This window comes from Natrinema sp. CGMCC1.2065 (genome assembly GCF_051225675.1).
Classification (GTDB): Archaea; Halobacteriota; Halobacteria; order Halobacteriales; family Natrialbaceae; genus Natrinema; species Natrinema thermotolerans.
On the sequence record NZ_JBPJSJ010000004.1, the window covers coordinates 147,709 to 174,462 of the forward strand.

The following is a 26,754-nucleotide window of genomic DNA, read 5'->3' on the forward strand; positions in this document are numbered from 1 at the left end:
TCATTCCACTGCGCTCATAGAAATGTTTCGGCTCTGTTGAATGGTGTTTCGAGTCATACCGGGCGATCGTGACCGGAATTCCGAACCGACCGCGGCCGCTATAGACTCGAGCCGTCGGTTTCTGTCGGATACCGACCCAGCAGTACTCGGAGGGTGATGCCGTCGCTGTGTGATCGCCGTCCGGGCGCTGCAGTCAGTTTCGGGTGTGACGAAATGCGGCAAGCCGGATATCGGCGATTAATTTTCCATATACCGCTCGCTGAGCGCATCTCGTTGTCGAAATCGCCCCATTCTGCTCTCCCGAAACTAAATCCGCGCACCGACGGTCGTGTGACTGCTCCGAAACGACCACGCGACGATGCTCGAGCGGTCGATCCACTCGACCTTTACGATCGTATGATTGTAAGATAAAGATGGAGTTGACGGTGAGTTGGTCATTGAGAAATCCACTAGAGTCGCGGACATATATCACTCTACAGTCACGAACAACGCCAGTCGACAAGCCGACCCCACACTACATCGGCGATTTTTAGCCAAGGTGAAAACCGACCGACTCAATGGGTTGAGAGATCGGGTCGAGTCGCGTAGTGTCGCTCGAGAGCCGACACCGCGTCAGTTGCTGGAACTCGGGATTTGGTTTCAGTCTGCCAACCTCTCGCTTTCGAACACTACTCGAGAATTATATAGTTTGGTGTCAAACGGAGTCGCAAGGCAGCCCATGGCTGGGCCCACACGTGTGATCAACAGCGGAGGGGAATTCGGAGTACGCACGCTCGAGGGGACGATGCTGCAACTCGATGGGTATCGCTATCGGCTGGACGCTGCTATCGATCCGGAAACAAACGATATCCGTCAGTACCGGCTGTGTTCGACGATTACGACCGCGCCGACGGGGCGATTTCTTCACGAACGTACGGCGGATCACGAGTTCGATGATGCCGTGTTTCTCGCCAGGGTGCAATTTGTCTCCAGACTGTACACTACCGATACGGGGCTTCGGCTTCGATACGCAGATCGTGGAAATCGGTGTGCTATCGAACCCATCATCTGTAATATAGAACGAGTAATATACTCGTTCTCAAAGTATTTTGGCCGCGGACAACTGCCAACAGGCGAACCGTGACCGGCAGAACGCGGCGAGCGGGACCGGCCGTCGCCGACACCACAAGAGTCCCCCGCTGGCAACCAAGCAGGAAGCCCGGAGTGAGATTCCCACCTCATCTCGAGACAGCGGCCTCCACGGGCGGAGCTGACCCCGCCTTGCAGGTCACGAGCGGTTACGGGGAATCGAGGAGAAAGCCCCGCCCTTCAGGGCGGGAAGGATGTCAATGGATCGGTGGGCGACGGTACTGCCACGGGTGTCCCCCCTGTGACAAGCCACCGGTATCGGAGTTGCAGGGACAACGCTCACCACGGTGCTAGAACGGAGTTCGATACGACATCGAACGAGCAGGTCCCCAGTCGGTTCAGATCAGTTCGTCGGAAGCCGCGCCACGCCACCGCCGTCGCGGTACGAAACGTACAACGCCCCATCGGCCGTCGTCACACCGATCCGAGAGGATTCCGGCTCGTAGTGCCACCAGCGTTCCCCGGTCGCAGAGTCGTAGGCGGCGAGTTGGTTCTCGCTGGCGGCAAAGAGGCTCTCACCGGCACGGCCGAATGCCTCGACCGTCCCGCCGATCGCGATGTCAGTTGTCGTCTGCCACTGCCGGGTCCCATCGAGGGAGAATGCGTCCAGCCGGATTAGAATGCCGCCGTCGGGGTTATCGACCGAACTTGCAACGAACACATCCCGTGAGGTCGTCGTCACTGCCTCGAGTTCGTACCCGACGGCCCGACGCCACCGGATGGTCCCACCATCACGCTCGATGGCAACCAGTTCGTCCGAGCGATCATCACGGCGGACACGCACGTAGACGTGTTCGCCAAGCCAGACTGGCGGCCCAAAGTGGCTAGTCACGTCGCCGTCAACCGGAGTCCGCCACAGGACGTGTCCATCGCGGGCCCGGTGCATCCGTACGGTAGAATCGTAGACCGTCACGATCCGGTTGCCGGCAGCCACGACGTCGGGGTAGCCAGTACGAGGTGGGGACTCCCACAGTATCTCACCGGTCGCCGGAGCGAACGCAACCAACTTCGTCTTCTCATCCGAGTCGGTGACGGGGAAGAGACAGGTGGAATCACTGAGTGTGGGAAGCTGATACGCTTGGCCGGGCCGCTGGAAACGATGCGTACCGTCGCTCGCATCGTAGCCGGTAACCACACCGTCGACCGGATCGGTGCCGACCAGCAGCGAGCCGTGTCGACCGAGCCACCCGTACCGGGCCTGTCCCTCCACGTGCCACAGTCGCTCCCCCGCCAGCCCGACCGTGTAGAGGTCGCCGTCGGTACTGTGGACGTGGACCGGGCCGCCCGACGATGGAACAGCCGGTCGCGCGTCGATGGGCCCACCGGTTTCGACGGTGAGGATCCGTTCCCCGTCGGCAGTAAACCCGTGCAGGCGTTTGTCCTGTCCACCGACGACGACGTGGTCGCCGGTCGCGGCCGGTGGGCTTGCCGCCGTTGCGGCCGAGAAGTCACGCTTCCAGCGGGGTTGGACGCTAGAAAACGCCGACCGCCAGCTACATCCTGCCAGCGCGACCGTGCCCGCCGACGCGAGCGAGGCGAGCGCCCGGCGGCGCGACCAGTGCCGACTGTCCTGTCGGTCGGTCGCGTTCCCCGGCGGATCGTACGTGTCGGCAGCGCTGTCGGTATCACGCATCGGTGATCGCCTCCGGTGCGACCCGTGTCAGACCGAACGTTTGTCCCAAATAGACCGTCTCACCGGCCGTCTGTGCCCACTCGACGCTGCCGGCCTCGAGCGACTTGTCGTCGAGTCTGACTTCCCGGACCCGTGTGCCATCTTGCTCGTGAACATAGAGTACAGTCGGGCTAAAGGGGACGGTGCCGCTCGATCCACGGATGCGGTGTGTCCCACCGACTAGCGTCACCAGCCGGTCCCCAACCTGCATCGGTCCGTGAGTCACGGCGTTCCCGAGGTCATCACGCCACACTTGCTGGCTCGAGGCCGCGTCGAACGCCCGGAGCGTGTAGTCCGCGCCGCCGACGTACACCCGATCGTCGGTCACCAACGGCCGCGTGAACACGGTGTTGGCCAGCGAACCACGCCAGGTGACTGTGCCGGTCGCGATTTCCAGCGCAAGCAGTTCCTCGGTAGCGGCACCGAGGTATGCGGTCCCGTCAGTAGCCCCGACGGCCGACAGCGGAGTGCCAATATCCCGCGTCCATTCGGCTTCGCCAGCCCGGTCGAGGAGACGCACACGACCGTTGACCAGGGGTGCAACCACGCCACCGGATGTCACGCCAGGAGCCCCTGACAGCGATGCGGGCAGGGGATGGGTGAACAGCGTCTCAGCGTCCGCCCGGTCGACACCGACCAGTCGGTCGGGCACGTCATCCTCGGTGCCCGAAATCGGGACCACGATGCGATCACCGAGTGGGAGTGGGGCGAACTCGACGACCCCAGGGTCGGCCGCGTCGATCGGCTCGAGCGGGCGTTGCCAGACGGACTCACCCGTGGCTGCGTCGACGGCGACCATCGTTTCGGCTTTCGAGATCGCGTAGGCCCGTCCATCACCGACACCTAGGGGCGACTTCTCGCCCTTCGCGATCGTCACGTCCCAGGAGATCTCACCGGTCTGATCGTCCAGCCCCGCGACGATCGGCCGATCACGGAACGGGCTATGCGAGCCAGTCAAGAGCTGCCCGCCAGCAGTCATGGCGACGGACGACGGCGCACGGACCCCCGTCTGCCACGACCGTTGGATGGGAAACGATTCCTCCTCGAGGAGACCAGCACAACCGGCAACGCTGCCGGCGAAACCGGTGACCGCGCCGAGGGCCGCACGGCGTGTCATGGAGGGCATTTGTTGATCGTTGCGACGGCAATGGTATCAATCTTGATGTTTGAGCGACAAATTCTGTCGGCTGGGGCCGTGAGCGGCCCGCCGCCTTGCGGTTGGATTCGGCGTGGACTCCCGTGCTGGCCGAACTCTCGGCAGAAGAGTACTGTCTCGTTGAGCCAGTGTGAGCAGTGAACCCTCGGATGGGAGCAGTGCCGACGAGAGGGAAGTGCCACCGACCTCAGTCCGCTTTCGGAAGTGTGACGCTGAAGACGGCTCCTTCCGGTTCGTTGTCCTCGACCTGGACAGTACCGCCGTACTGATCGACGAGCGTCTGCACCAGATAGAGCCCGATGCCCGTACCACTACTTTCGAGACCCATCTCGTCTTTTCCGAATATCCGCTCGCGCTGGGTCTCAGGAACACCCGGTCCGTTATCGGCGACCGCTACGTACACGTCGTCTTCTCGTTCTTCGGCAGTAATCTCGACTATCGGCGTGTCCTTGTCGTTGTGCTGGACGGCGTTGTTCAAGAGGTTCCGAAACACCGAGGAGAGCATCTCGTTCGCCCGAACGGTGACATTCGGAATCGGTTCGTCGACGCTGATCTCCGCGTCCGGGTGTGCATCTCGACGAAGGGCGATTTCGTTCGTTAGTACTTGCTCTAATCGCGTCGGCTTGACGTCTACCTCCCCGTCACTCGTCAGCGTCTCGACGTAGTCACGGGCGATCTCCGTGAGCTCGACGATATGTTCGCCGCTCGTGAGAATGTTCTCGAGGTGTTCTTTCCCCGCGTCGTCGATGTGGTCTTCGAGCAGTTCGCCCCATCCGAGCATGACCGCCATGTCGTTGCGGATGTCGTGGCGAACGACTCGGTTTAGCACCTCCAGTTCCTCATTGAGGCGTTCCAACTCGTCTTCGTACTGCTGTCGCTCGGTTACGTCTCGGATCGACACGAGATCTGCCGGCGCACCCTCATACTGGATGTCGGCGAAACTTGCTTCAGCGACTCGCTTGCGTCCATCCTTGGTCTCAAAGGTCAGAGTATATCGCGACGGCGGCGGGTCGACAGTGGGATCGAGTCGTCGTTCGTACCGCTCCCGGACGAGTTGGCGGTCCTCCGGCGCGATTAGCTCAGTGACCGGCATCCCCCGGAGTTCGTCCGTTTCGTAGCCGGTGATATCCGACAGCCGGGAGTTGACGAAGACGGACTTCCGGTTCTGGAATATCGCGATGCCGTCGTGGCTCTGTTCGACCAGCGTCGCGTATTTTTCCCGTTCCTCTTCGAGTTCCTCTTCACGTCGCTTTCGGTCAGTGATGTCCTGAAAGACGCCACGAACGAGTTCCGTCTCCCCGTTCTCGTCCGTGCTAACTTCTCCCTGTGTACGGACGTCCCGGACTGTGCCGTCGGGGCGGACGATACGCAATTCGAGGTCGTACTGCTCTCCCTCCTCGATCGCGCGGGTAACTGCAGCGGCAATCTCATCGCGGTCATCAGGGTGATAAAAGTCGAGTCCGTCCGCTAAGGCCGGCTCGTAGTCATCAGCCACCCCGTGAATGCGGCGGACACCGTCGGACCATGTGAGATCGTTCGTTCGTGTATCGTACTCCCAGATGCCGATGTCAGCGATTGCTTGGACCCGACTGAAGAGAAATTCCTGTTGTTCGAGTTCCCGCTCGCGCTCTTTGCGCTCGGTGATATCACGGAACACCCACAACCGGCCGTAGTGGGTTCCCTCGTCACCAATGACCGGAGCTGAATAGCGGTCGAAGACTCGGCCGTCCCTAAGCCGGACCTCGTCGCGACTCGTTTCCTCGGGGCGTTCGTAGAGATCGTCGACTAACTCCATGAACGCTTCCGGCTCCGCAAGCTTGTGTTCGACGATCCAGTCCAACAGCGCCTCGTCCGATTCCGTCTCGATCAACTCTTCGGGTATCTCCCACATATCGACGAACTTGTCGTTGTAGGCGGCAACAGTCCGGTCCTCGTTGACGACGAGTAGTCCGTCGATCGTGGTCTCCATCTGGGCTTCCAACAGAGAAGACTGATACTCGAGTCGTTCCTGGGACTCCGATCGCTCCGTTATATCCGTGACAAACCCCTCGATAGCGACGACCTCGCCGTCTTCGAACACGCCCTGCCCCTGCTCCCAGACTCGCTTCTCCGTGCCGTCGGCAGTGCGAATGCGATATTCGACGCGGAACGGCTCTTGGGCCTCCAAAGCGTCCTGGACAGTGTCCCAGACTCGGTCGCGGTCGTCTGAATGCATTACGTCTCGACCGTAACGACGGTCGCCGTCGAGGAGGGCTGCCCGCTCATATCCCGTGAGATCGGCACAGTCATCGCTGACGAAGAGCATCGGCCAGCCACGTTCGTTTCGACATCGATAGGCCATCCCCGGAACGTTGTCGAGCAGCGTTCGGAAGCGTCGCTGACTTTCCTCGAGGCGGTGTCCCGCTCTGGTTCGGTGGACCGCGTTTTCGATGCGGTTGGCTAGGACGGAGAACTGGTCAGAACCGGGCTTCTTTTGGAGGTAATCAGTGACACCGGCTGAGATAGCGTCACCCGCGATGTCCGAATTCCCGGTGAACAGAATGAACGGCACCTCCGGATACTCGTCTCGTACAGCCTGCAGAAATGCTAGACCATCCATGTCTGGCATCTGGTACTCACTGACGACACAATCGAACTCCGCTTGGGAAAGTCGCTCAAGCCCCTCACTGGCACTGGGTTCCGTCGCAACATCGAATCGCTCATCGTTCGCCTCGAGGAACTGGGAAGCCATCTCGGCAACGGTAACGTGATCGTCAACGAGAAGGACAGAAATCGTATTTTTGCCGCTTGTATTTCCTGGAGAAGTAGTATTCTCTCGGCGAGGGGCAACCATGCTCAAACAATTATCGGGTGAGGACATATAAATCTGAAGCCCAATTTATCGGCCGTGTTTAGTTAAGCGTGAAAAGTGAGGCGTGCTGATTTCCAGCTGGTTCATGGCAGAAATCGCACGCCTCAGCGGGTGTAGCAGCTGGATTGATTTGGATTTTGTGGAGCGTGAGCGGACACCGCGTCAACTGATGGAGTTGGGTATTCGGCTCCATCTGTCCGAATTATCGCTTTCGAATACCGTTCGAGAATTGGATAAGTTCGGTGTCCAGCGATCGCGAAAGGCCGTTCACGATTGGATACACAAGTGTGATCTACAGTCCGCCACTGATGCGTCACCGAATCACGTTGCGCTCGACGAGACGGTGATTCGGATCGATAATCAACAGTACTGGCTGTATGCTGCTGTCGCTCCCAAATCGAACGAGCTGCTCCATATACGGCTGTTTTCGACAACTACGACCGCTCTTACAGAGCTATTTTTACAGGAACTGATCGAGAAACACGACGTCGAGAATGCCGTGTTTCTCGTCGATGGAGCAAAACATCTCCAGACTGCACTCCGTCGATCTGGGCTCCGATTTCGATACGAAAAACATGGAAATCGGAACGCTGCTGAACGTGTCTTTCACGATATAAAGCGTCGTACCTCTACGTTCTCAAACTGTTTCAGTCACGCAAAACTGTCAACAGCTGAATCCTGGCACCAAGCCTTCGCAGTCTGGCACAATGCTACAAACTAAACACGACCAAGATCACTTCAGTGGGGATATCGATCGCGTTCTGTCGGTATATGTGATCTCCTGGCGTGTCAAAAAGTAAGTCGACTGGAAGCTCACAATCTGCTTGTGAAGCCAGGGAATTCAGGATAAGTATGTGGGTGAACTTGAAGATGGACTGATTGAGGAACCCCGATCCAGATGAGAGATTTCGCAGGGTACTGGTGGCGAATACCTACCGGGCTATCACACCAGTTCCATCATCGCCTGGAGTTCTGTTTCGAGATCCGCTATCTGTTCCGACCCCCAACTGAATCGCTCTTCGATGCTGGTGTCAGTAAACCGAAGCGAAGCCCGTACGTCACGGCTCTCGTCGTGTTGCAAGAGTGCAAGGGCGTACGCGAGCATCTGGGGTCGATAGTGCTCAGCTATCTCTTCCGATGTGGTTGACGAGAGATCATTAGTCTTGTAGTCGATAATGTAGAAGGCATCCGGCGTAACGAGCAGCCGGTCTATATCGCCAATAATCCGCGACTCATCAATTCGGGCGACAACAGAATACTCGTCGTAGACCGCTTGGGGCTGGACATCGGCCTCAATATGGTCCACAAATTCAACCGCATCAGCAGCGTGATCAATAGCTTCGTCGAGGTCAGTTTCTGTCGGTTCCTCACCGGACATCCGACTCAAACGTCGGATCAAGGCGGGCCACTCGTCTCTCGGTGGACGGAGTTCGTTGATTCGGTGGACAACCGTCCCGAACGTCGTTGGACTCAGACCCACCGACTCCTCGCGTTGAGAGTAACTGTGACCCTCTGTAGACGCATCTGCCACCGCATTCACGAGCGTCGTGGCCGCAATTCGTTTCGCCGGCGCGAGCGACGGCGGTGAGGGGATCGATATCTCCGGCGCTGAATCAACGGCGTCGTCGTCGGTGTGCCAGTCTACTGGGCGCGGCGGCCTGCGAACAGTATAGCTGGCTCCTTCTATCTCACCACGGGTCTGTCCGTCACGAACTGCCTCGGCGACAAGTGTTCCGTCGAGGAGGGCTGGCTGTAACCAGTCGCGCCACCGGTCTGCGTCGTCGAAGGCTGCAGGCTCGCCAAGTTCGATTGTACCGGACTCGTCGACATCGATGTCGTGCGTGCCGCAGAGAAGGAGGTGATCGCGCGTTCGTGTACATGCTACGTAGAGGAGGCGTTTCGACTCCGCACGCTCCTGAGGACGCGACCGTCGGTCGGCGTACTCGTGGACGGCCGTCTTCTCGATGGAGAACGCATCGCACGGATTCGGCCCGCCGACCGCCGGCACCGGCGACGCGTCATCAGTTCCGTCCACAAGTCGAACGTAGCCATGGTCGTCGACGGAGCGACCGAAGTTGAGGTCACTCCCGAGATCGGGGACGGTGACGATCGGAAACTCGAGTCCCTTCGCAGAATGGATCGTCATAATCCGGACGCCCTCGGCGTCTCCCGGAATATCGGCCTCACCCTCACGAGGGTCGATTTCGGCCTGTCGGTCGATACGGTGGAGCAATCCGGCAGAGGTGTGAACACCGTTCTCGCTCAATTTCCGGACCTGGTCACGAAATTTCTCGACGTTCGCGACGGCCTGCCGACCGCGTTCGTCAGCGCTTACGCTCGCTAAATAGCCAGTATCGTCAATCACGTGCGATAGCAGTCGGTTCCACGGGAGCACACCATCCTCGGACGGGGTCGCGCAGCCGCTGAGGGTCCGCCACCTCGACAGGAGGTCGAAGGCGTCCGCCAGTTGCGGGTCGTCCGTCTCGGCGAGCGCATCCCACACTGAATCGGCCTCTGCGATCGCCGGTGCAAGTCGATTATCGGTGAACCCGAACAGCGGTGACCGAAGCACCCCGTAGAGGGAGACGTCGTCCTGTGGGTCACCGAGTACCCGAAGCAGGTTCGTGAGCGCTTGGACCTCTGGCGTATCGTAGAACCCGACACCACCGACAACAGTGTAGGGAATGTCGTACTCCTCGAGGGCGCGCTGATACCGATCCAGATGAGTTCGCCGGCGAAGGAGGATCGCCGTGTCGTCCGGCGTAGCGTCGCGATGAACACCCGTGTCGGGATCTTGGACTGTCGGTGGATCGTCGAACAGGTGGGTCAGTCGAGCAGCGAGCGCTTGCGCTTCGGCCTCGATGGTGTGGTCGAGCGCACCTTCAGCAACCGGATGGTCACCGCCGAAGAGTTCCGCCGCCGTGTCGGCGTCGTCGGGCACAGCGAGATACTCGACGCTACCGGTGAGTCCCTCGATGTCTTCGACTCGGTCGCGCTGTGTGGTCAGCGCCTGTGGTGGCGCTTCGTAGGGCTCGTGGGTGTCCCCCTCCGGTTGGAACAGATACTCGAAGAGCTCGTTCAGGAACGACAGCGGCTCGTCCAGCGTCCGGAAATTCCCGGAGAGTTCGAGCGCGGTCGGACTCTCGGCATCGCTGTCGGGGACGTTGTCGACCCCGCGGGTCTCGTTGACGGTCTGGAGTTCTGTCCTCGCCGCCCCGAACGTCGTCACGTCGGCCCCACGGAAGCCGTAGATACTCTGTTTCTCGTCGCCAACCAAGAAGACGTTCGACGCCGTCTGCTCGTCAACGCCCGTGAGAAGCTTGACTAGCTCCCACTGGCGCGGGTCCGTGTCCTGGAACTCGTCGACCATCATGGCCGCAAACTGCTCTCGTAGCCGCTCCGTGACGGCATCGTTCGCTCGCAAGAACTCGAGGGTTGTCTCGATCACGTCGGGAAAGTCGAGCGTATCGCGGCGCTCCTTCTCGTCGGCGTAAGCGGCGAGGACGTCATCGAAGACCCGCATCAGAGCCAGCGCGTAATGGGCACTGTTTGCTTCGAGCTCACCGGGTGTCGTCTCGACTGCATCCGCGTGCGGTTCGACGGCCGCGATGACCGCGTCGATGGCGTCCTTCAGGTCGTCGTAGACGTCGCCGTACTCATCCCACTCGTCCCGGTCACCGACGACGTACCCCGAACTGCTGTACAGGCCGCCGTTCTTCTTCTCACAGGCCTCGTAGAGGTCGAGGATGGCCCGCTGACAGTTGCGGGGATCGCTTTCCTCCGGGTCGGCAGGGAGTGTCGTCGCAATCTCGGTGAAGGTCCGGTAGGCCCGAAGGCCGTCCTCGTCGCCGATAGCGCCCTCACGGTCGAGGCGGCCCGCGACCGTGCGTAGATGCTCAAGGAGTCCGTCCGCAAACAGCGTCTGTCGAGCGTCGGCAACGTCGAGATCACAAACTACCTCCCAACAGATATCGACGTAGTCGTCGACCTCGGCGTCACGCCACGCCTCGAGGACGGACTCGCTCTGTGGGCGTTCATTGAGTAATCCAGCGAGTACATCGATCAACTGGTCGCGACTCCAGAGTTGGGCAAGGAGCTCCACGTCGTCATCGTCCTGGTTGCGTTCGAGGAACTCCGTCACGACTTCGCGTTGGAGTGTCGCGGCACCGTCTTCATCGAGCACGTCGAAGCCGAGCGGGACCGGAGCCTCGACGGCCCGTTCTCGCAAGAGCCGCGTACAGAACGCGTGAATGGTGTGGACGTAGCCATCCTCCAGGTCGTCGAGGACGTTTCGCCAGCGGTGATAGGCCTTTGGTGAGTCGACAGCCTCGAGCCGGTCGTACACCTCCTCCCGAACGCGCTCGGTCAGTTCGGCAGCGGCCTTTCGCGTGAAGGTGATCGTGACAATGTTCTCCGGCGTGAGTGACGGGTTCTCGGCCAGTATCGTCACGTACCGCTCGGTGAGAGTTGTCGTTTTCCCCGTCCCAGCGCCGGCAGTGATCGCGACGTTCCGGCCTTGGACGAGCGCGTCCTCCTGTTCCTCTGTGAGCTGAATCTCCTCGGGCACCTCAGTCATCGCTCATCACCGCCTCGATGTCCTCGTCATCGCGAACACGGAGCGGAACGTACGCTGCGTCGTCATGGTGAACCTCGTCGACAAATTCGCGCTTGCGGTGATGCCGGACATCGCACGCCCGACGGTAGTCACAGAATCGGCAGTTCGCTCCGCGGGCGGACAGCAGCGTCGTGTGGAACCGACCGTTTCCGATCGCCTCGTCGATCTGGCCCAACCACTCCGGAACGACATCGTTCAGGAATCGGCGGAGTTCGACCTCTGAATCGAACTTCGACTCGACCCCGCGTGGAACCTTGAGGTCGTTGGGGGGTCGCACCTGATAGTACGTCGCTGAAAGCGATCCCTGCTCGAACAGATCACCGTCGACGACGTTGGCCGCAGCAAGCAGATAAATGGGTAGCTGGAACTTCGTGCCGCCGGTCGTCTTCGTCATATACGGTGCTCGACCCGTCTTGTAGTCGTAGAGCGTGAGCGTCGGTTGCTCGCCGTCTCGGCTCACGTCGACGCGGTCGATGTATCCACGAATCGAGACGGTCGTACCATCCGGTCGCTCCACCGTGAACGGACCACCATCCGAGTCGGGCAGCCCCTCGCCGAACGGAGCCTCGAACAGATGTGGGTGGCCGGCGCCGTCACGCGAGATTTCGTTGTTAAGGAAGGTGGCGAACAATCCCTGTTCCGGTGCGTCGTGGGGTTTGATCCCGGCCTCGTACGGTGCGCTCTCACCGTCACCGAGACCTGCGAACAGCTCCGCCTTCCACCGCTCGTAGAACAGCCCGTCGTACTCGAAGTCAGCATCCCGGAGTTCCTCAACGGCGATCTCGCGAAGGTGCGTCGCCAGGTCGTCCCGGTTAAAGTCCGTGAGATCGACACCATCCTCGGTCTCGTCCTGCAGATCCGCGAAAAATCGTTCGAGAACGTCGTGAACGTACGACCCAGTTTCGAGGGGCGTAGGGACGACCTCAACATCGTCGGGATCCTCGAGTCCGAGCACTTTCTCGGCGTAGAACTTGAACCCACACTCGACGTATCGCTCGATCCGACTCGCGCTGTAGGGTTCTCGTTCCGACGGAGGATAGACCTCAGCGACGGTCTCGGGTTCTAACACGCCGTCGTGTTCGGAGAGGCCAGCCGTTCCCCTGTTGTCCGCACAGTAGAGTCCCCGATCCATGCGCTTGGTCTGCTCGGGGGAGAGGTCACCTCGGTCGCCGGCGCGGCTGACTGCCGCACGCCGGTCGGCCGTTGCAGCGACGTGGCGCTGGAGGTCTTCGCGGGAGCCTACGCGGTCGTCGACGCCGTCTTCGGGGTCGATGCCGGTCACGCGCTGGAGTTCGTCGAGGACCGGCGACCGGACGACGGCGGACTCGTCGTCGCCCGTCTCTGGTGTGGTGATCGTGAGTTCATCGACGTTCGCGAGGAGCGTCGCGAAGAGATAGCGGCCACGGAGGCGCTCGTCGCCGGTGTCGAACCGAGGGTGGGCGTCGGTCATCTCCTCGAAGAAGGCCGGGCGTTCCGGCGTCACCGGGAAGTGCTCGCTCGTCAGTCCCACGAGAAACACCTTCTCGAACGAGCGCATCCGGGCGTCGAGCAACCCCATCACTTCGACGTAGCCGCCAGCAGCGCGCTGTGGAACACGGATGGGCACACCATCGAATGCCCGGGTGAACAGTGCCAACGGGGAAAGGTCGCTATTGACCGTCGCCAGCGACTCAAACGAAGAGAGGACCTCGTCCACGAGATCATAGGCCTGCTGTTCGACGGCTTGCTCTGCGCCGCTGGCGTAGTTCTCGGTCGCCGCTTCCAGGTCGAACCGGTCGTCCAAAAGTCGTCGGAGCGTCTCGGTTGCGCCCTCGATGTCCTCCGTTCGGAGCGTCTCTAGCGTGGCCAGCAGCTCCTCGATCAGCGTCGCCGGGTCGTCGTCGACGTCATCGAGCAGGGGAGACACAGAAACCGTGTCACGCCGGCGAGCAGCTGCCGTGACGGCGTTGGCTTCGTCGGTGTCGACGACGTTGACTAATGGATTTGCTAACAGGGACGTGAGGTCCTCTGCCCGCGGATCCGGTTCGGCGAGGTTTAGGAGGTCGTGTACAACGCTCCCGGTGAACGTCCGGTTCAGCTGTGAGGCGGCGGTCGTGACGTGCGGGATGTCGAACGTATCGAACGTGTCCTCGACGTACCCCGAATAGGCCTCGGTCCCGGGGACGACGACGGCCAGGTCGTCAGGATCGCGACCATCGGCTAACTCAGTTCGGAGCTCACGAGCGACGAAGCGAATCTCGCGCTCGGGCGTCGGGAGTTCACGCCATCGCAGAATGTCTGGAGCAGGGACTGTGTCCGGGTCCGGGCGGTAGAGCGACTCGGTGATCGTTCCGAAGGCCCGCCCTGACTCGTCGACGGGATCGAGTTCTACTGTCTCAAAGTCAAGTGCTTCGTAGACCTCCAAGGCGTCCTCCGCAACGGCGTCGACTCCGCTCCGGCCATCTTGGTGGAGCGGCAGCAGTGCGATCATCGGAAGTTCGTCGATGAGGCGTTCGATGAGGCGGCGTTCGACGGGGCGGAACTCGTGATACCCGGAGAGGACGACGACATCCAGTTCCGGGGAGAGCGCCGATAGTGACTGCTCCGCCGTCGCCACGGCGTCGAACATTTCTCCCCGGGTACAGACCCACTCGTCGACGTAGTCAGCGTGGAGATTTCGGTAGTGTCGGTACGCGTCGACAGTGGCTGTCGCGATACGGTCATCGAGAGCGGAGCCCTCGAACTCCGCTGCCAATGCGTCGGGGGTCCCGACGCCGGCGTCGTCGAAGAGCGAGAAACGACTACTGAACGAATCAGCGAGGGCGGCAGAGGCTGGTTCACCGGCAAGAGCGCCATCTGTCTCGGCTGTCGTTCTGTCGAGTGCGTACTCCGCGAGCCGGCGATTCAACTGCCCGGTGAGGGGTTGGACCGGGCCGTGGAGATGCTCGTACCACTCCCGAACGACCGCGTCAAGCGTCTCGGCACGAAGATGGAGAGGTTCGTGTGACGCGGCCCAGCTGTCCTCAATCATACTCCGGCGAGTGTCGTTTCGCGTTATATATAGGATTGAACCAAAAAGGTCATCAGCCATCTGGTCCACCCGTTCAAAAGCAGCTTGTTCTAAATGTGAATGTTGGGAACCAATTAGAAGCGTATTATTCATCGAATACTACTTAACAAGAGGTCCATCTTACTTCACTCTTGGCGAGACAGTTCCGTCAGTAAATGGAGTACCGAAGTGGCTCTATTGGCGTGTCAAGCCTGAACTGTCAGAATTAAATTGGAGGCGCTGTACTGCAGGAATCTATCCATTCACGTTTGAATCGGCACTAGCTAAAGCTCCATACATACTCATAATGAGAGAGTCAAACAGTAGTTCTCAACCTCGGGCGCCAGTGAGATGACCTGATCTCGACGTTCTAATTCACGGCGACGTGTCTCGATTCGCTCTTCGAGTTGTTCGAGACGTTCCTGTTGGCCACGGATCGCGATGGCCATATCCGAGCCAGCGTCGGCCTTGCGCTCGTACTCCTCGATGAAGGACTCGATCCGTTCTCGTTCCGCCTGTGCGTATTCCTCGAGGTTCTCCAGCTCCCGAGCGGTTTCCTCGTGGCGCTTCTCTTGAAGATGGGTCTTGATCTCGTTGACCCGCACGCTCACATAGTGATCGGCAGCCATCCGTAAGTCGGCTTGCGTGTCGAGTACCGTCCGAAGGTCGTCGACATCGGGCTTTGCTGCTATGGAGTCGCCCTCGACAACGCGTTCACCGAGCGCCTGCTGAGCGTCCTCTTGTGCAGCATCCACGAAGACGGGGATGGTCTCCTCGCGAATCACGTCGCCGGTGCCGTCTTCAAACGCCACGCGATAGTTGTAGGTGATACCCGGCGTATCGACGAACGGAAGCAGTTTGAGTCCGACCTCACCGCGCTCGTCTTCCAACACGCGTGCCATGAGCCGTTGCAGGACGTCCGTGTCAGGGGCGAGGTAGGTGATGTCCTCGTGATCCATCGCGAAGTCGCGGTCGAACGTGAACGGGCCAAACGTCGAATCTTGGCCGGGCGAATTGATCCCGTCCGGCAACTCGGCCTGATAGAGATTGGTACCGCGCTTCTCGAATTCGCCTCCGAAGGCTTCGACTGCTCGCTCGAAGAACTCGCGAATGTCGCCCTCGCTCCCGTAGACATCCTCTGACTCGTCGACGACCTCCTGAATCTGCCGACGACTCTCCGCGTCGAACGTACTCGTATCGACGAGGCTCCGCTCGTACCATTCCTCGAGCGTCCGCTGACGCTCTTCGATCATCTCCTCGAGTTCCTCTTTGGTCGCACTCGGCGGTTCGTCGTTCTCGATGGATTCCATGATGAGTGAGTCCACGTCGATGTCGTCGAGGATGCCGAGCACGTCCGCCGTGTTTCCGAGCTGGGAGCGGATCTCCTCGACCTTGGTTTGGAGCATCTCGAAGATCTCGCTCTCGCGGGTATCGTCGAAGAGGAAGTTCCAGACCTTGACCTCCTCCTCCTGTCCGTAGCGGTGGATGCGCCCAATCCGTTGCTCGAGTCGGTTCGGGTTCCACGGAAGCTCGTAGTTGGCCATGATGTGGCAGCTGTGCTGGAGGTCGATCCCCTCGCTCGCTGCGTCGGTCGCGAACAGGAGCCGCGACTGGCCGTGGTTGAACTCGTCTTCGATCCGCGCCCGTTCTTCCTTGTCCACGTCGCCGTGAATCACGAGAATCTCGTCGGCCCACGGCTCGTCCTGTACGAACTCGAGGAGGTAGTCGAGCGTATCGCGGTACTCCGTGAACAACAGGAGTTTCTCGTCCGGTTGTTCCTCGAAGAGTTGGGAGATGAACCGTCTGACCTTCTGGGCCTTAGAGTCGACCGGCAAATCCTCAGCCAGCGAGACGAGGTCACGGAGCGTATCGATCTCCTCTTGGAGCTGTTCGTCGGTGCTGGTGACGGTCAAGCCGGCAATCTCGTCTTCCGCGTGTTGCTTGTCGTCTTCGTCCAAATCCTCGCCGTCGAGGTAGGCTCGCGCTTCCTCGGAAAGGCCATCAGTTTCCGCCTCCTCGCCGAGGAGGTCGTCCAGTCGTCGACGGAGCGTCGCGTGAATCGCGCCGACGCTGCTTACGAGCCGTTTCTGCATGAGGGCCATCGCGAACCCGACCGCGGGTTCGTTCAGCTTCTCCGAGCGGTTGTAGACGTTTTTGACGTAGTCAGTGACCGCGCGGTAGAACTGCCGCTCGTCGTGCGTCATCGAGACCGATACCGAGTTGACCTCTCGGTCTGGGAAGACGCGTTCACCATCCTCGTCGTAGATGTCGGTCTTCCCACGGCGGATCATTACGCGGTCGACTGTCTCTTGTGAGAGTTCCCGGTTCTCGGCGACGAGGAACGGGTCGATATACTCGACGAGTGAGCGGAACGCCTCGCCCTTCCCGTCGTGAGGAGTCGCGCTGAGAAGCAGCAGCGAGTCGGAGTTCCCCGTGACGGTATCGACCATGTTTGCCGTCTTGCTCGGCGAGTCACCCCGCTTTGCCGTCTTGTGTGCCTCGTCGACCACGACGACGTCCCAGAACGCGTCCCGGAGTGCGGGCCGGAACTCGTCCTGTCGCAGGAACGCCATGCTGGTGACGAGCTGTTGCTGGTCTTGGTTCCAGATGTTGGCCTCCTCGCCGAGCCGTCGGCGCTCACCTTCGACCCACGCCCGGTCTGCGACGGTGAGATCGACGTCGAAGAAGCGATCCATATCCCGAATCCACTTCTTTTGGAGATGAGCGGGAACGACGAACAGGACGCGGTCGGCGCGATTCCGGGCGGCGAGTTCCTTCAGGATGAGTCCGGCCTCTATCGTTTTCCCGAGCCCGACGTCGTCCCCGATGAGTGCCCGCTGGCGAAGCTTCTGCATCACCCAGTTGACGGCGTCGAGCTGGTAGGGCTCCAGTCGAACGAGCGAGTTCGAGATGCTCAGGAGCTGTCCCTGCTCGTGGGCGAGCTTGAGTTTCGTCGCCTGCGTGTGGAGGTCGAACCACTGTGCCGAGACTGCATCGTGATCGGGATGAAGATCATCGATTCGCTGGTTGGACAGCTCCTCGATCCCGGATCGATGCGGTTGAATCTCGACGTCTTCGAGACAGATCGTCTTGGCGCCCTCGCCGTCGATGTATGCTCTCAGGTACTCGATCTCTCCGACCGTTTGGGTTTTGATGACTTCAGCCGGTGCTCCGTTGAGGATTACCCGCTGCCCCGGAGAGAACTGGGTAGAGTTCGTCATCGAGTGATGTCTGTGTCAAGACCGCACGCCGTCTTCAAGATTGCCAGTCCGCGCATTATCGAGCCTCCGTAGCGGCGAACGACCGCAGGGTACGTTCGATCTCTGACTCAACATACTCAATTTCTGCACCGTAGGCATCTACGATGTCGGCGTAGTACTGCGGTATCTGTCCAGCCAGTTCCCGACTTTCAAACTCCTCGGTGTACGTCTCCAGAATGGAACCCGCGGCGGCTTCGTTGACCAACGTCCGTTCTTCGTTCTCGATGAATTGCGTGAGGACTGGCTTCATTACCGAATCTGGAACGTCGAAGGCACGCTCGGACGGGAGTATCGACTCGAACAATCCTCCGCCGAGGTACGGTACGTCGCTGAACATCTCTGGAAGTTCGGCATCGCGCTGCTGTTTTGGGGTCGAAAGCGCATCGTAGAACAACGGCTGGAGGTATTGAGAGTAGAAGCTGCCCCGGAACCGATTGAGACCCTGATTATGTTCGCTCCACTGAGCGTGGAGCGCGACGCGGTCGAGGATACCACGATCTGCCAGCAGTTTCACAAAGGCGAGTCGGTCAACGAGTAGTGTTGCGAAGGCCAGTTTCTCAGACTTTGAGGCATCTGGCGGCTGCTCGATCGCGTCAACGAGGGCTGCATCCAGATGCTGGTATTCACCGCCGCCGGTAGTCACCTCCAAGTAGAGGTCGTAAAACTCGGTCAGTCCCCCGATAGCTCGCCGGATACCGTAGTGATTGAATGTCTGGTAGAAGTCCCCCAACACTCCTTCGACGGTACCGTTTTCCTGCAGTTCTTCGGTGTAGCTGACTAATCCTTGATTGCGGGCAATCCGTCGTACCGCTGGTGCGATGTTCTGTTCTTCGACGACGGTGACGAGGTCTGCTCGACCGCGTTCATCCGTTTCGACGGCGTACATTCCCCATCGGAATCCGTCAGTCGAGAGTCCGTACTCGTATCGGCGTGAGTCGAGGTAACCCTCGATGTCATTCTGCGCGGTTTCGAAGTTGTTGGCCGATTTGTTCTCCCCGATAACCGTTTCAGAGAGATTGTCGATGCGGAAATCCGGCTGTTCATCGCTGTCACCGACGGGATAGTACGGCCGTGGTGTATATTCGTAGCCGAGCGTCTCCAGAATCGGCCAGATGAGAGCATCTTCGACACACCGCTCGGGTGTTTGGCCAAGATTCTCACTCTGAAGTGTGCCGTCTGCTTCGACGATCTCACTAAGCCGCGGCTCGTCCATCTGGTTGTCGAGCGTCGTCAGAAAATCAACGATGTGATTTCGGATTTCGGTGGTCGCTTCTTCTATTTCCTGTGATGACATAGATGAGAAGTTTCGAGAGATTAGCCCTGTGTGATGCTAATGAAGTCAAGCACGAACTCCTGTGGGAGCAGTCCGCCGTGATAGAACCGCGCGTCACCGAGTCCCTGCTTTCTGAACCGCTTGAGTGGGCTCGCAAGGACGCTGACGTTGGCGTCGAGGTACCCCAGTCGGGAACTGGAGTCGAGTAGCACGCCGGGCGAATCCTCGTCTACATCCTCCCCGGCGATCCATCGGCGCCCGGAGTCGGACGCTTCCGCCGGCCGCGAAATCTTCTCCGGCGACGCGTTGTCCGGAAGCAGGACGAACCCGTGATCGGTCAGCACGTAGGCCTGATCCCACTCGCCCTGTTCGAGTTTCGTGCCGATGAACTCCGCGAGCGAGTCGACGCGTCGGGCCAGCATCGCCTCGAGGTCGCTGAGTTCCTTCTCGCCGATGTCGTCGATGTCGTTCTTGAAGTAGGCAACACGCGTCGACTGCCAGCCGTCGTCCTCCTCGCGAGTGACCGTCCAGCCGTCGCCGCCCAACAGCGACTCGCGGCGGTTGGTCGTCACCCGACGGTTGTTTCGAAGCGGCTGTAACTCGCCGTCGACCAGCGAGACGTCGAACATCTGGATCTCGCCCGGTGTGAGCGCAGCCTTCCCGAACTCGGTCTCCGAGGGAAGCGTTCCGAGCCAGACGTCTTCATCGACGGCGAACTCGGGGGCGTCGGCCGGGAGTGTCGCCACGTAGTCGCGCAACTCGTCCGCGAGTCGGCGAGCGAGATCGAGTCGAAGGGCGTCGATGACGAACAGCGCAATAGTCTGGCCGCTTTCGAGGCCGTCTGATTCCTTCGTGAAGAACTGGTAGGAGTGATCTTCGTCGACGAACGGAGCACCAGCTTCGACGGTATCGGTGACGAGGTCGCCGAGGTCTTCGAGGTACTCGACGTATTCTGACTGGAGCTGGGTACGGAGGTCGTCGAGCGCGGCGGTCGCGGGATGATCGTCGGGGAGGTCGGTCTCGGGCTCTCCCGCGACGACGAGATTGAGCACCGCGTTGTCGATCTGCCACGTGCCGTCGTCCGGGTCGGCGTACAGCGAGACGACGTCGTCAGTGGCGCTCTCGTCCCACGTCTCGAGTTGGTGAGCGAGCCGAGCGATCTCCGCGGCTTGTTCCCACGTCCGCGTCCATGGGCTGTCCGGGCCGTAGGCTCCCCGGTAGGTGCCGCGGAAGTCCTCACTCCCGAGCAGAGCGTCGTACCGCTCCTCGGCGCGCTCGAGACACGTCTCGTAGTCGCCGGCGTCGAAGGACGCGTGCCACTCCTCCCAGAGGCGACGTTCGAGCGCGGCGTCGACGATACAGTCCGCGAGTTCCCACGGGTCGTCGACGTCCGCGAGGATGTCGGGCCAGATCGCCTCGCCGAGGTAGCGGTCGGCGAGGAGGCTGGCCGAGGTGGTGTTGTTTAGAAGCGACTTGAGTTCGGGGAGGTCGTGATCGCCGGCCGTCTCGGCGCGGAACTCCCTCGGGAAGCGTTCGGCGTCGGCGCCGGCGTGGATCAGCCACTCGGCGACGGCCCATCGACGCGTCGCCGTGACGATTCCCACGGGTTCGTCTTTACTGGCGACCGCATCGACGCCCTCGCTGGTCAGCAAGTCCTGCATCTGCTCGATAGTGTCGGGGCTGTCGTCGATGTCGCCCCAGCCGTTCTCCAGCACGAACGCGACCGGGTCGGTGTAGCCGCCGGTGACGATCTGCGTGCGAAGCTGTTCGAGCGTCGGGAGCTGCCCGCCGGTGAGCTGGTCGTGGAGAATCCGCGCGATCTCGCGGCGTTTTGCGGGGTCGTCTGCCTGCGTCGCGGTTTTCAGTTCCCACGCATCGAGTTGCCCGCGCTCGAACGCGTGGACGGTGAGGTCTTCGATGCTCATCTCTACCTCGCCGCCCGTGTGCTCGATGTCGCGGAACCAGTCGAAGTCGCCCTCGGCGTTTTCGGGCTCCTTGACGTGTGGGACGTACCAGACCTGTTCGCCGTCGACTGGATCGGCACGGAGCTCCAGTGGCGTCTCCTCGGCGACCTTTAGGTGAACGCCGAGTTCGTTACAGGCCTGCTCGATGATGTCCTCGAGGTAGTTTCCGTCGTCCCACCAGAGGACAATCGGGTCTGCTGACTCGGCCCGGTCGAACTCACTTCGGATGGTGTCTTTCGCGGCGTCAGGGAGAGTCTGTTTCGCTTGCATACTTCAGAGCACCTTGTCCTCGACGGTTTCGGGGACGATGTTCTTCTCCGCGAGAGGCATGATGTTGATCGCGACGCCGTGTTTGTGATTGGGCTGGTAGCCGGCAGTCGTGACTTCGGAAAGGGCACGATCCTCCCAGTCTGAAGGAATTTGCTTGTAGACTGACTGGCAACGGTCGTCAATCTCCTCAGCGAGCGCCTTGAGCTCCGCTAGCGGTGGTAATTCGTCCACGTCGTCGACGTCTTCATCGTCCGCAATCTGTTGGAGGTACTCTTCGTCAAGGACGGATGCGTCGTCGATGCCCGTTGCGAGCGAGGCGAGCAGCTTTTCGTCCTCGGTGAGGTTCTCGAAAGGCTCACCATCGTCGTTGAGGAGGTCGCTCCCCTCACGCTCGAAGTAGTAGGTCATGAAGAGGATGCCTGTGCTAGAGTAGTGATCCGAGCCCTTGAGTCGCCAGTTGAAATAGTCGAAGAGGTCGGCGAGATGGGCTTCGACGGGCTCGTCATTGGGCTTGGCGTACTCCTCGCAGGCGTGTTCCAGTTCCTCGAGCGCGTCCAACCACTCATCGCGCCCCTCGTCGACGGCGTTCCAGAAATTATCGGAAAAGGTATCTTGGAACCATTCTTCGCCGTTCATCTTACGGAGTCGTTCGAGCGTTTCGACGCGCTCCGCGGTCTCATCACGCAATGCGGCGACCTTGGGGGCCAGCTCGCTGATGCGTTCTCGGTCGTCGTCGTCGAACTCGCGCTCGCTGATAGAGCCGAGTTCCTGCATCACCTCTTCGAATTCGGCGATCTGTTCGAGCGCGCTTGAGCAGAATTCGAACTCGTCGGTCGCATCAGCACGTTCGCCCGTGGTGAGGGATTCGTCGTTACGGCGCTGGTTCGCTGCCGACCGGCGCTCGCGGAGTTCGGCCTTCCGCGGCTCGAGGTACTGGTTGCTCAGGCGGTCGAAGAGGCTGGCGTTGATCTGGTGGTAGTCGACGAAGCACGCGAAGCCCTCGTCTTTCACGTCGGCGAGGAGCCGTGCCGTGCTGAGCTTCCAGACGATGGGCGTGTTTTCCATCTTATCGACGTGGTAGGCGAAGAGGTCGTCCTCGATGAACGATCGGAGGTTGGGGTACGCCTCGTCGGCCGCCGACTCGGCACCGAGAATGTCGTCAACCTCAACTAGGCGGTCTTCGGCGTACTCACCGTAGGCGTCTTCAAATCGTTCGACGATGCGGTCGAGCATATCGGCCTGCTCGTCCGTACCTTCGAGCGGGATGATGCCGTCCGATTCCTCACGGACGGCCTCCATCGCGAAGTGATTGACGAGGTCTTTGACCTGCTCGTCTACGTTATCAGGGGCTTCGGAGACAGATTCGGGGTCTGGAACTTCACGGTCTTCGGGACTTTCAGTGGTTCTGAGGAATATTTCCGTACGAATGTCCTCACGGATACCAGTCGAAATACCTATTTTGTCATATATGTACTCGTCTATTTCCGTTGAAAGATCCTCCAATTGCTGCCTCTGGCGTAATCTGTTCTTGTAATTCTCTCTTGCGGCTTTTTTGATTGACGTTGCAGGTGGAGTCCGAACCGTCTGAGCATCCACTTCGTTTTCAGCGACATCCGTGTGTGGATGCTCATATAGGAACTCACCGCTTTGTCCAGACTCGGGGTACAGCTCTGGTTCTATGTAATATGGGCTGGTTGGGTCATGGAACCTTTGCTGAAGTACAGTTTCATATTGACTCTTTGCTAGCTCTTCAAGTTCTTCAACACTCTCTAATTCTTCGAGCCATGGAACACTTCCCACTTCTCCAGCGTTCCAGTGGCGCTCTGTGGTCAGAGAGAGGAATAGTGCATGATACAAATTAGAGTTTAAGATCGCCATCATCTGCCATAGGGACTTATCAGTACGGGGGAAAAGCATCAGGCTAGTGTGACTAAATAGCCCACCGGGATAGAGTCCGAATCTACGACCTGTATCCTTAATATATGTCCACGCAAGTCCATCTCGGCCGTATAGGTGCCTGTTACGCGTCCATGCTTCCCGATTCGCACGCATCATCACCTGTCCGTCTTTTCGCCAATCAATAGTCTCCTTAATTGGTGGAACAACCCAAGCGTCGGCTCCTCCTTTAGCAATCGGATTAAAATCGTCTAATCCATCCGTTTCCCAAAGATACCGGATAAAGCGAGAGTTATCGGCAGTTTGTAAGCCCGGTGCCGTATGACATGCTGATTCTCCCTCGATTTTAGCTTGATCCGTGTCAATTTTCAGATTGTTTTGGTGTAGATTTCGGACTTCCTGTGGTGTGGAATAGCATATTGGCTTTCGGGGGATCTTCTCAAATTCACCCATACTCACCTCGAAGAGCCGCGGGACAGAGTCATCAACTCCAGAAATAAGGTTTTTGAAAACTTTTTCTTTATTTTCAGCATCTAAGTCGTGGAGACGGATGAAGGTGCCCGTCTTATCTCGACTAATGCCTGACCTTACCACCGTCCCTACTGTTCGGACAGTTGCATTATCTAAGACACCTATACCGTATTCTGCAAGAAAGTCAAAACTTCCTCGCTCTCCGACAAAATCATCTCGGAAGTCTATATATTGCTTCTTATACATAAAGGAGCGAGGGACAAGCATTCCCGTCCTACCATTTTGTTTTACAAGTCTATCACATACTTCAAAGAAATTGATATAGAACTCTGGAGAGTATTGGTAGTGTTTCTGAACATATTCGTGAACTGACTTTGGCATCCGGTTTTTCGACCCATATGGCGGATTCATCAACGCCACATCGTAGTCCTGCGCCAGCACGTCCAGAAGCCGGACGAAGCTCCGCAAGTCCTGCGCCAAGAACGAGTCTTCCTCCCGGTGTTGGTCGACCGCCTCACGAAGACTGTGTAGAATCTGACTGAGGGTGTAATCCTCACGTGGATCGTCTTCCAGTGTGATCTGAACCCCGTCCTGCTCACTATTGTCCTCGAACAGGTCACCGAGCGTACCACGCACGTCAAGCAGGCTCCCAAGTCCGTGGACTTCCTCGAACGCGTCGAGGATGCGCCGGAGGGCATCTTCCACGTCGGACTTCCCGTTGGCCACCTCGTTGAACACCTCCTCAACGCCCTCGACATCCGCCACCTTCGCGTCGGCACAGACGATGCCGACTTCCGGCATATCGAAGCCGTTCGCTCCCTCGGATTCGGCACGCGTCCTACCCTTCAGGTAGAGGTTGAACGCGGCGAGCTGGCAGGCTCGCATATCAAGGTCGACGCCGTAGAGGTTGTTCCGCAGAATCTTTCGGGGAATATCGACGTGATCAAGATCGGTCTCGGCCCGATAGATGCGCTCCAGCACGTCGAACGCGTACAGGAGGAAGTGGCCGCTCCCACAGGCCGGGTCGATGACGCGGATGTCCCGGGGATCATCGAACTCAGGCGGCTCGCCCTCTTCCTCCGAGGGTACGAGATAGGTACAGAAATCCGCAATGTTCGGCGACTCGTCCGGCGAGAGGGGGCGGTTCTTACGCTCATCAGGGGTAAGCGACTCCTGTGACTTTACGGCGTCACTCAGCTCCCCGGTGTCTTCGAGATAGAGCTTGCCGAGAGAGTTGTCGGTGAGCATCCGGACAACCCAATGAGGCGTGTAGAACTGATTCGCCGCCGGTACGTCTTCAGGATCCAGTCCCTCACGATCGCCCTTCCGTCGAAGATCGTCGAGGAGCTTGACGTTGTAGTACTCGTAGACCCAGCCCAGTACGTCGTCGGCCCGCCAGACCTCGTCAGATACCTCATCGAGCATCCCACAGAGGTCTTCGTAAGTATCGTCGTCGGGATCGATCAGACTGTAGGCCGTCGAGCGGTCGAAGAGAATATCGATCTCCTCGGCGAGGTCGTCGCACGCGTTCCGGTAGGCTTCGAGAACGGCCTCCTCCTCTAGCATGAACTCCTCGGTGACCAGCCGGTCGGCGGCTGGCGTGAGGCCGTCGTCGCGGAAAGCCGTGACCTCGTCGTCGATGAAGTCCCGAACCTCCATACAGCGGAGCGCGGCCAGCCGATTGACGATCGTGTAGCCGACGCCCGTGATGTACTGCTCGTAGCCGTCGTCCCAATCGTTACCGTCGACGGCTTCGAGTTCGATGGCTTCAACGAGATCTTCCTGCTCCACGCTCAGGGACGCGTCGTCGTCCGGCTTCTCGTCAAGGTCGTACTCGTCCTCGAGCTGGTAGCGAACGTTCGCTTCGACGCGGTCGCGCATCTCGGTGACGACATCCTCGAGATGCTCGCGCTCTTCCTTGTCGAGCTGGGCCTTGCGGGGTTGGGTAGATTGTCCCTCCATACGAAACTCAGTGATGTTTCAAGCAGAGCCATTGAGGTGTCTTGAAGATTGTCCATACCGAATCGCGGGACGTCGATAACCTCCTGCGCGCAAAACAGTGCGATAGATATTCCTACTGTCGCGGGCAACGGGTTACTATATGCCGAGCGGCGGGAGTCCTAATATAGGAAACGGTGGTGGAAGCGGGTCAGTTGATCCGTCCCAGCCACTGTTCCTCCTCCTTCAGCAACTCGAGACCGTTACCTCGGCTTCGATCGACGATCCAGAGGCCCTCGTCGACGATCTCGTGCAGGATGTCCTCGAACTCCCGCCCGAAGAGCGATTCGAACGAGCGGTCGAACTGGTCGAAGAGCGTCTCGAGGAGGAGTTTGGAAGTACCGACATTTTCCAAGCAACCTTCCCGCTTGCACCCGCAATTGCCTTCGAACTGTTACAGCGATTCCTCGACGAATGGGGCAACGAAATCGCCGAAAACGCTCTTCGCGAAGAACGAGAGCAAAAGAATGGGCTACTCGTTCTACTCGCCGCCATAGATGTGTTACAAGACGCTGTAGAAGCACTCAAGGTCGTGAAAGAGTCCGATGAAAGTGAACAAGAGATCTACCCGGAGGCAGTAACTGATCTGAGTGAGCGAGACTTGTATCGACTCGGCTCAGTGGTATTCTCGCTGTACGCTCGCATCTATCGAGAAGTTCAGGCCGATCAGCGCGGTGAAACCCCCGATTTTGCTGCTCTGGCTACCGACGTTCTCTACGGAGAACGAACGACAGTACAGGTTTTCGATGCCGAAGTCGAGTATCCCGAGATCGAGTCGATACGGAAACGAGATCGGATCCACGGTGCGATCAACCGTGGCGCGCTCAGAGTCTACGATGAATTGGACATCTCAACTGCTCGCGGTGCGGAATTAGCTGAATTGACCCAAAACGAGTTCGTCGAACTGCTCGAGAGCAATGGAATGCGTCCGGAGTACGGCCCGGACTCCGTTGAAGACTTCTACTCTGGCCCCGATCTGATGGATGAGTAAGGGACAACTGATACTGGACAATTCCGTCCTCTCAGCGTTTGCTGCAGGCGGCTGGTTCCACGACATCTCATTTTGGACACCACGATATGCGTTGTACACTACCGACCGAATCTGGTCGCACGAATTCAGTCCGCATCACGAATTCTCGAAACCAGAGTGGCTGCGTGTAGAAACAGTTGAT

General features: G+C 59.4%; 12 protein-coding genes. 3 read left to right on the forward strand and 9 right to left on the reverse strand.

Annotation, left to right across the window (positions count from 1 at the left end):
- Positions 1–1,471: 1,471 nt before the first annotated feature.
- The 3 genes from ACSBP4_RS06780 to ACSBP4_RS06790 all read right to left on the reverse strand — a co-directional run bounded on the left by ACSBP4_RS06780 (position 1,472) and on the right by ACSBP4_RS06790 (position 6,816).
- Positions 1,472–2,761, reverse strand: a complete 1,290-nt coding sequence (locus ACSBP4_RS06780; RefSeq protein ID WP_435551722.1) for a PQQ-binding-like beta-propeller repeat protein — start codon at positions 2,759–2,761, stop codon at positions 1,472–1,474.
- The gene (locus ACSBP4_RS06785; RefSeq protein WP_435551723.1) at positions 2,754–3,926 is read right to left on the reverse strand and encodes a PQQ-binding-like beta-propeller repeat protein; all 1,173 of its coding nucleotides are present in this window, start codon (positions 3,924–3,926) and stop codon (positions 2,754–2,756) included. The genes ACSBP4_RS06780 and ACSBP4_RS06785 overlap by 8 nt, the downstream gene beginning before the upstream one ends.
- A 217-nt stretch (positions 3,927–4,143) precedes the next feature.
- A complete protein-coding gene (locus tag ACSBP4_RS06790) occupies positions 4,144–6,816 on the reverse strand; it encodes a PAS domain S-box protein (RefSeq protein WP_435551724.1) in 2,673 nt (890 codons plus the stop codon).
- Between the two features lie 76 nt (positions 6,817–6,892).
- Here ACSBP4_RS06790 and ACSBP4_RS06795 point away from each other — a divergent pair, with 76 nt between their 5' ends.
- Positions 6,893–7,528 carry an IS6 family transposase gene (locus ACSBP4_RS06795; protein WP_435551725.1) on the forward strand — a complete coding sequence of 212 codons (636 nt, stop codon included), beginning with the start codon at positions 6,893–6,895 and terminating at the stop codon, positions 7,526–7,528.
- Positions 7,529–7,750: 222 nt separating this feature from the next.
- On the opposite strand, the gene ACSBP4_RS06800 is transcribed toward ACSBP4_RS06795, so the two are convergent.
- Together ACSBP4_RS06800 and ACSBP4_RS06805 are read right to left on the reverse strand one after the other, a co-directional pair.
- Positions 7,751–11,383: a UvrD-helicase domain-containing protein gene (locus ACSBP4_RS06800; protein ID WP_435551726.1), complete on the reverse strand. Its 3,633-nt coding sequence runs from the start codon at positions 11,381–11,383 to the stop codon at positions 7,751–7,753.
- Entirely contained in the window at positions 11,376–14,030 is a 2,655-nt protein-coding gene (locus tag ACSBP4_RS06805) for a PD-(D/E)XK nuclease family protein (protein WP_435551727.1), read from the reverse strand. The genes ACSBP4_RS06800 and ACSBP4_RS06805 overlap by 8 nt, the downstream gene beginning before the upstream one ends.
- 54 nt (positions 14,031–14,084) lie before the next feature.
- Between ACSBP4_RS06805 and ACSBP4_RS06810 the strand changes: the two genes are divergently transcribed.
- Complete coding sequence (locus ACSBP4_RS06810) at positions 14,085–14,408, forward strand: hypothetical protein (RefSeq protein WP_435551728.1); 324 nt, start codon at positions 14,085–14,087, stop codon at positions 14,406–14,408.
- A gap of 344 nt (positions 14,409–14,752) precedes the next feature.
- Here ACSBP4_RS06810 and ACSBP4_RS06815 read toward each other — a convergent pair whose 3' ends face one another.
- The 4 genes from ACSBP4_RS06815 to pglX are packed head-to-tail and all read right to left on the reverse strand — an operon-like array spanning position 14,753 to position 25,546.
- Positions 14,753–17,671, reverse strand: a complete 2,919-nt coding sequence (locus tag ACSBP4_RS06815; protein WP_435551729.1) for a helicase-related protein — start codon at positions 17,669–17,671, stop codon at positions 14,753–14,755.
- Between the two features lie 55 nt (positions 17,672–17,726).
- Positions 17,727–19,004 carry a hypothetical protein gene (locus tag ACSBP4_RS06820; protein WP_049967088.1) on the reverse strand — a complete coding sequence of 426 codons (1,278 nt, stop codon included), beginning with the start codon at positions 19,002–19,004 and terminating at the stop codon, positions 17,727–17,729.
- Positions 19,005–19,024: 20 nt separating this feature from the next.
- Entirely contained in the window at positions 19,025–21,217 is a 2,193-nt protein-coding gene (gene pglZ, locus ACSBP4_RS06825; RefSeq protein ID WP_435551730.1) for a BREX-5 system phosphatase PglZ, read from the reverse strand.
- 3 nt (positions 21,218–21,220) lie between these two features.
- Positions 21,221–25,546, reverse strand: a complete 4,326-nt coding sequence (gene pglX / locus ACSBP4_RS06830) for a BREX-5 system adenine-specific DNA-methyltransferase PglX (RefSeq protein WP_435551731.1) — start codon at positions 25,544–25,546, stop codon at positions 21,221–21,223.
- Between the two features lie 139 nt (positions 25,547–25,685).
- Between pglX and ACSBP4_RS06835 the strand changes: the two genes are divergently transcribed.
- Entirely contained in the window at positions 25,686–26,573 is an 888-nt protein-coding gene (locus ACSBP4_RS06835; RefSeq protein ID WP_136396952.1) for a hypothetical protein, read from the forward strand.
- Positions 26,574–26,754: the final 181 nt, after the last annotated feature.

Coding starts and splice junctions, on each gene's coding strand:
- ACSBP4_RS06835 (WP_136396952.1), top strand. CDS start 25,686: ATGCCGAGCGGCGGGAGTCCTAATATAGGAAACGGTGGTGGAAGCGGG.
- ACSBP4_RS06800 (WP_435551726.1), bottom strand. CDS start 11,383: ATGACTGAGGTGCCCGAGGAGATTCAGCTCACAGAGGAACAGGAGGAC.
- pglZ (WP_435551730.1), bottom strand. CDS start 21,217: ATGCAAGCGAAACAGACTCTCCCTGACGCCGCGAAAGACACCATCCGA.
- pglX (WP_435551731.1), bottom strand. CDS start 25,546: ATGGAGGGACAATCTACCCAACCCCGCAAGGCCCAGCTCGACAAGGAA.
- ACSBP4_RS06815 (WP_435551729.1), bottom strand. CDS start 17,671: ATGACGAACTCTACCCAGTTCTCTCCGGGGCAGCGGGTAATCCTCAAC.
- ACSBP4_RS06820 (WP_049967088.1), bottom strand. CDS start 19,004: ATGTCATCACAGGAAATAGAAGAAGCGACCACCGAAATCCGAAATCAC.
- ACSBP4_RS06795 (WP_435551725.1), top strand. CDS start 6,893: ATGGCAGAAATCGCACGCCTCAGCGGGTGTAGCAGCTGGATTGATTTG.
- ACSBP4_RS06780 (WP_435551722.1), bottom strand. CDS start 2,761: ATGCGTGATACCGACAGCGCTGCCGACACGTACGATCCGCCGGGGAAC.
- ACSBP4_RS06790 (WP_435551724.1), bottom strand. CDS start 6,816: ATGTCCTCACCCGATAATTGTTTGAGCATGGTTGCCCCTCGCCGAGAG.
- ACSBP4_RS06785 (WP_435551723.1), bottom strand. CDS start 3,926: ATGCCCTCCATGACACGCCGTGCGGCCCTCGGCGCGGTCACCGGTTTC.
- ACSBP4_RS06805 (WP_435551727.1), bottom strand. CDS start 14,030: ATGTTCGACGCCGTGGCGACGGCGGAGCAGTCACTATCGGCGCTCTCC.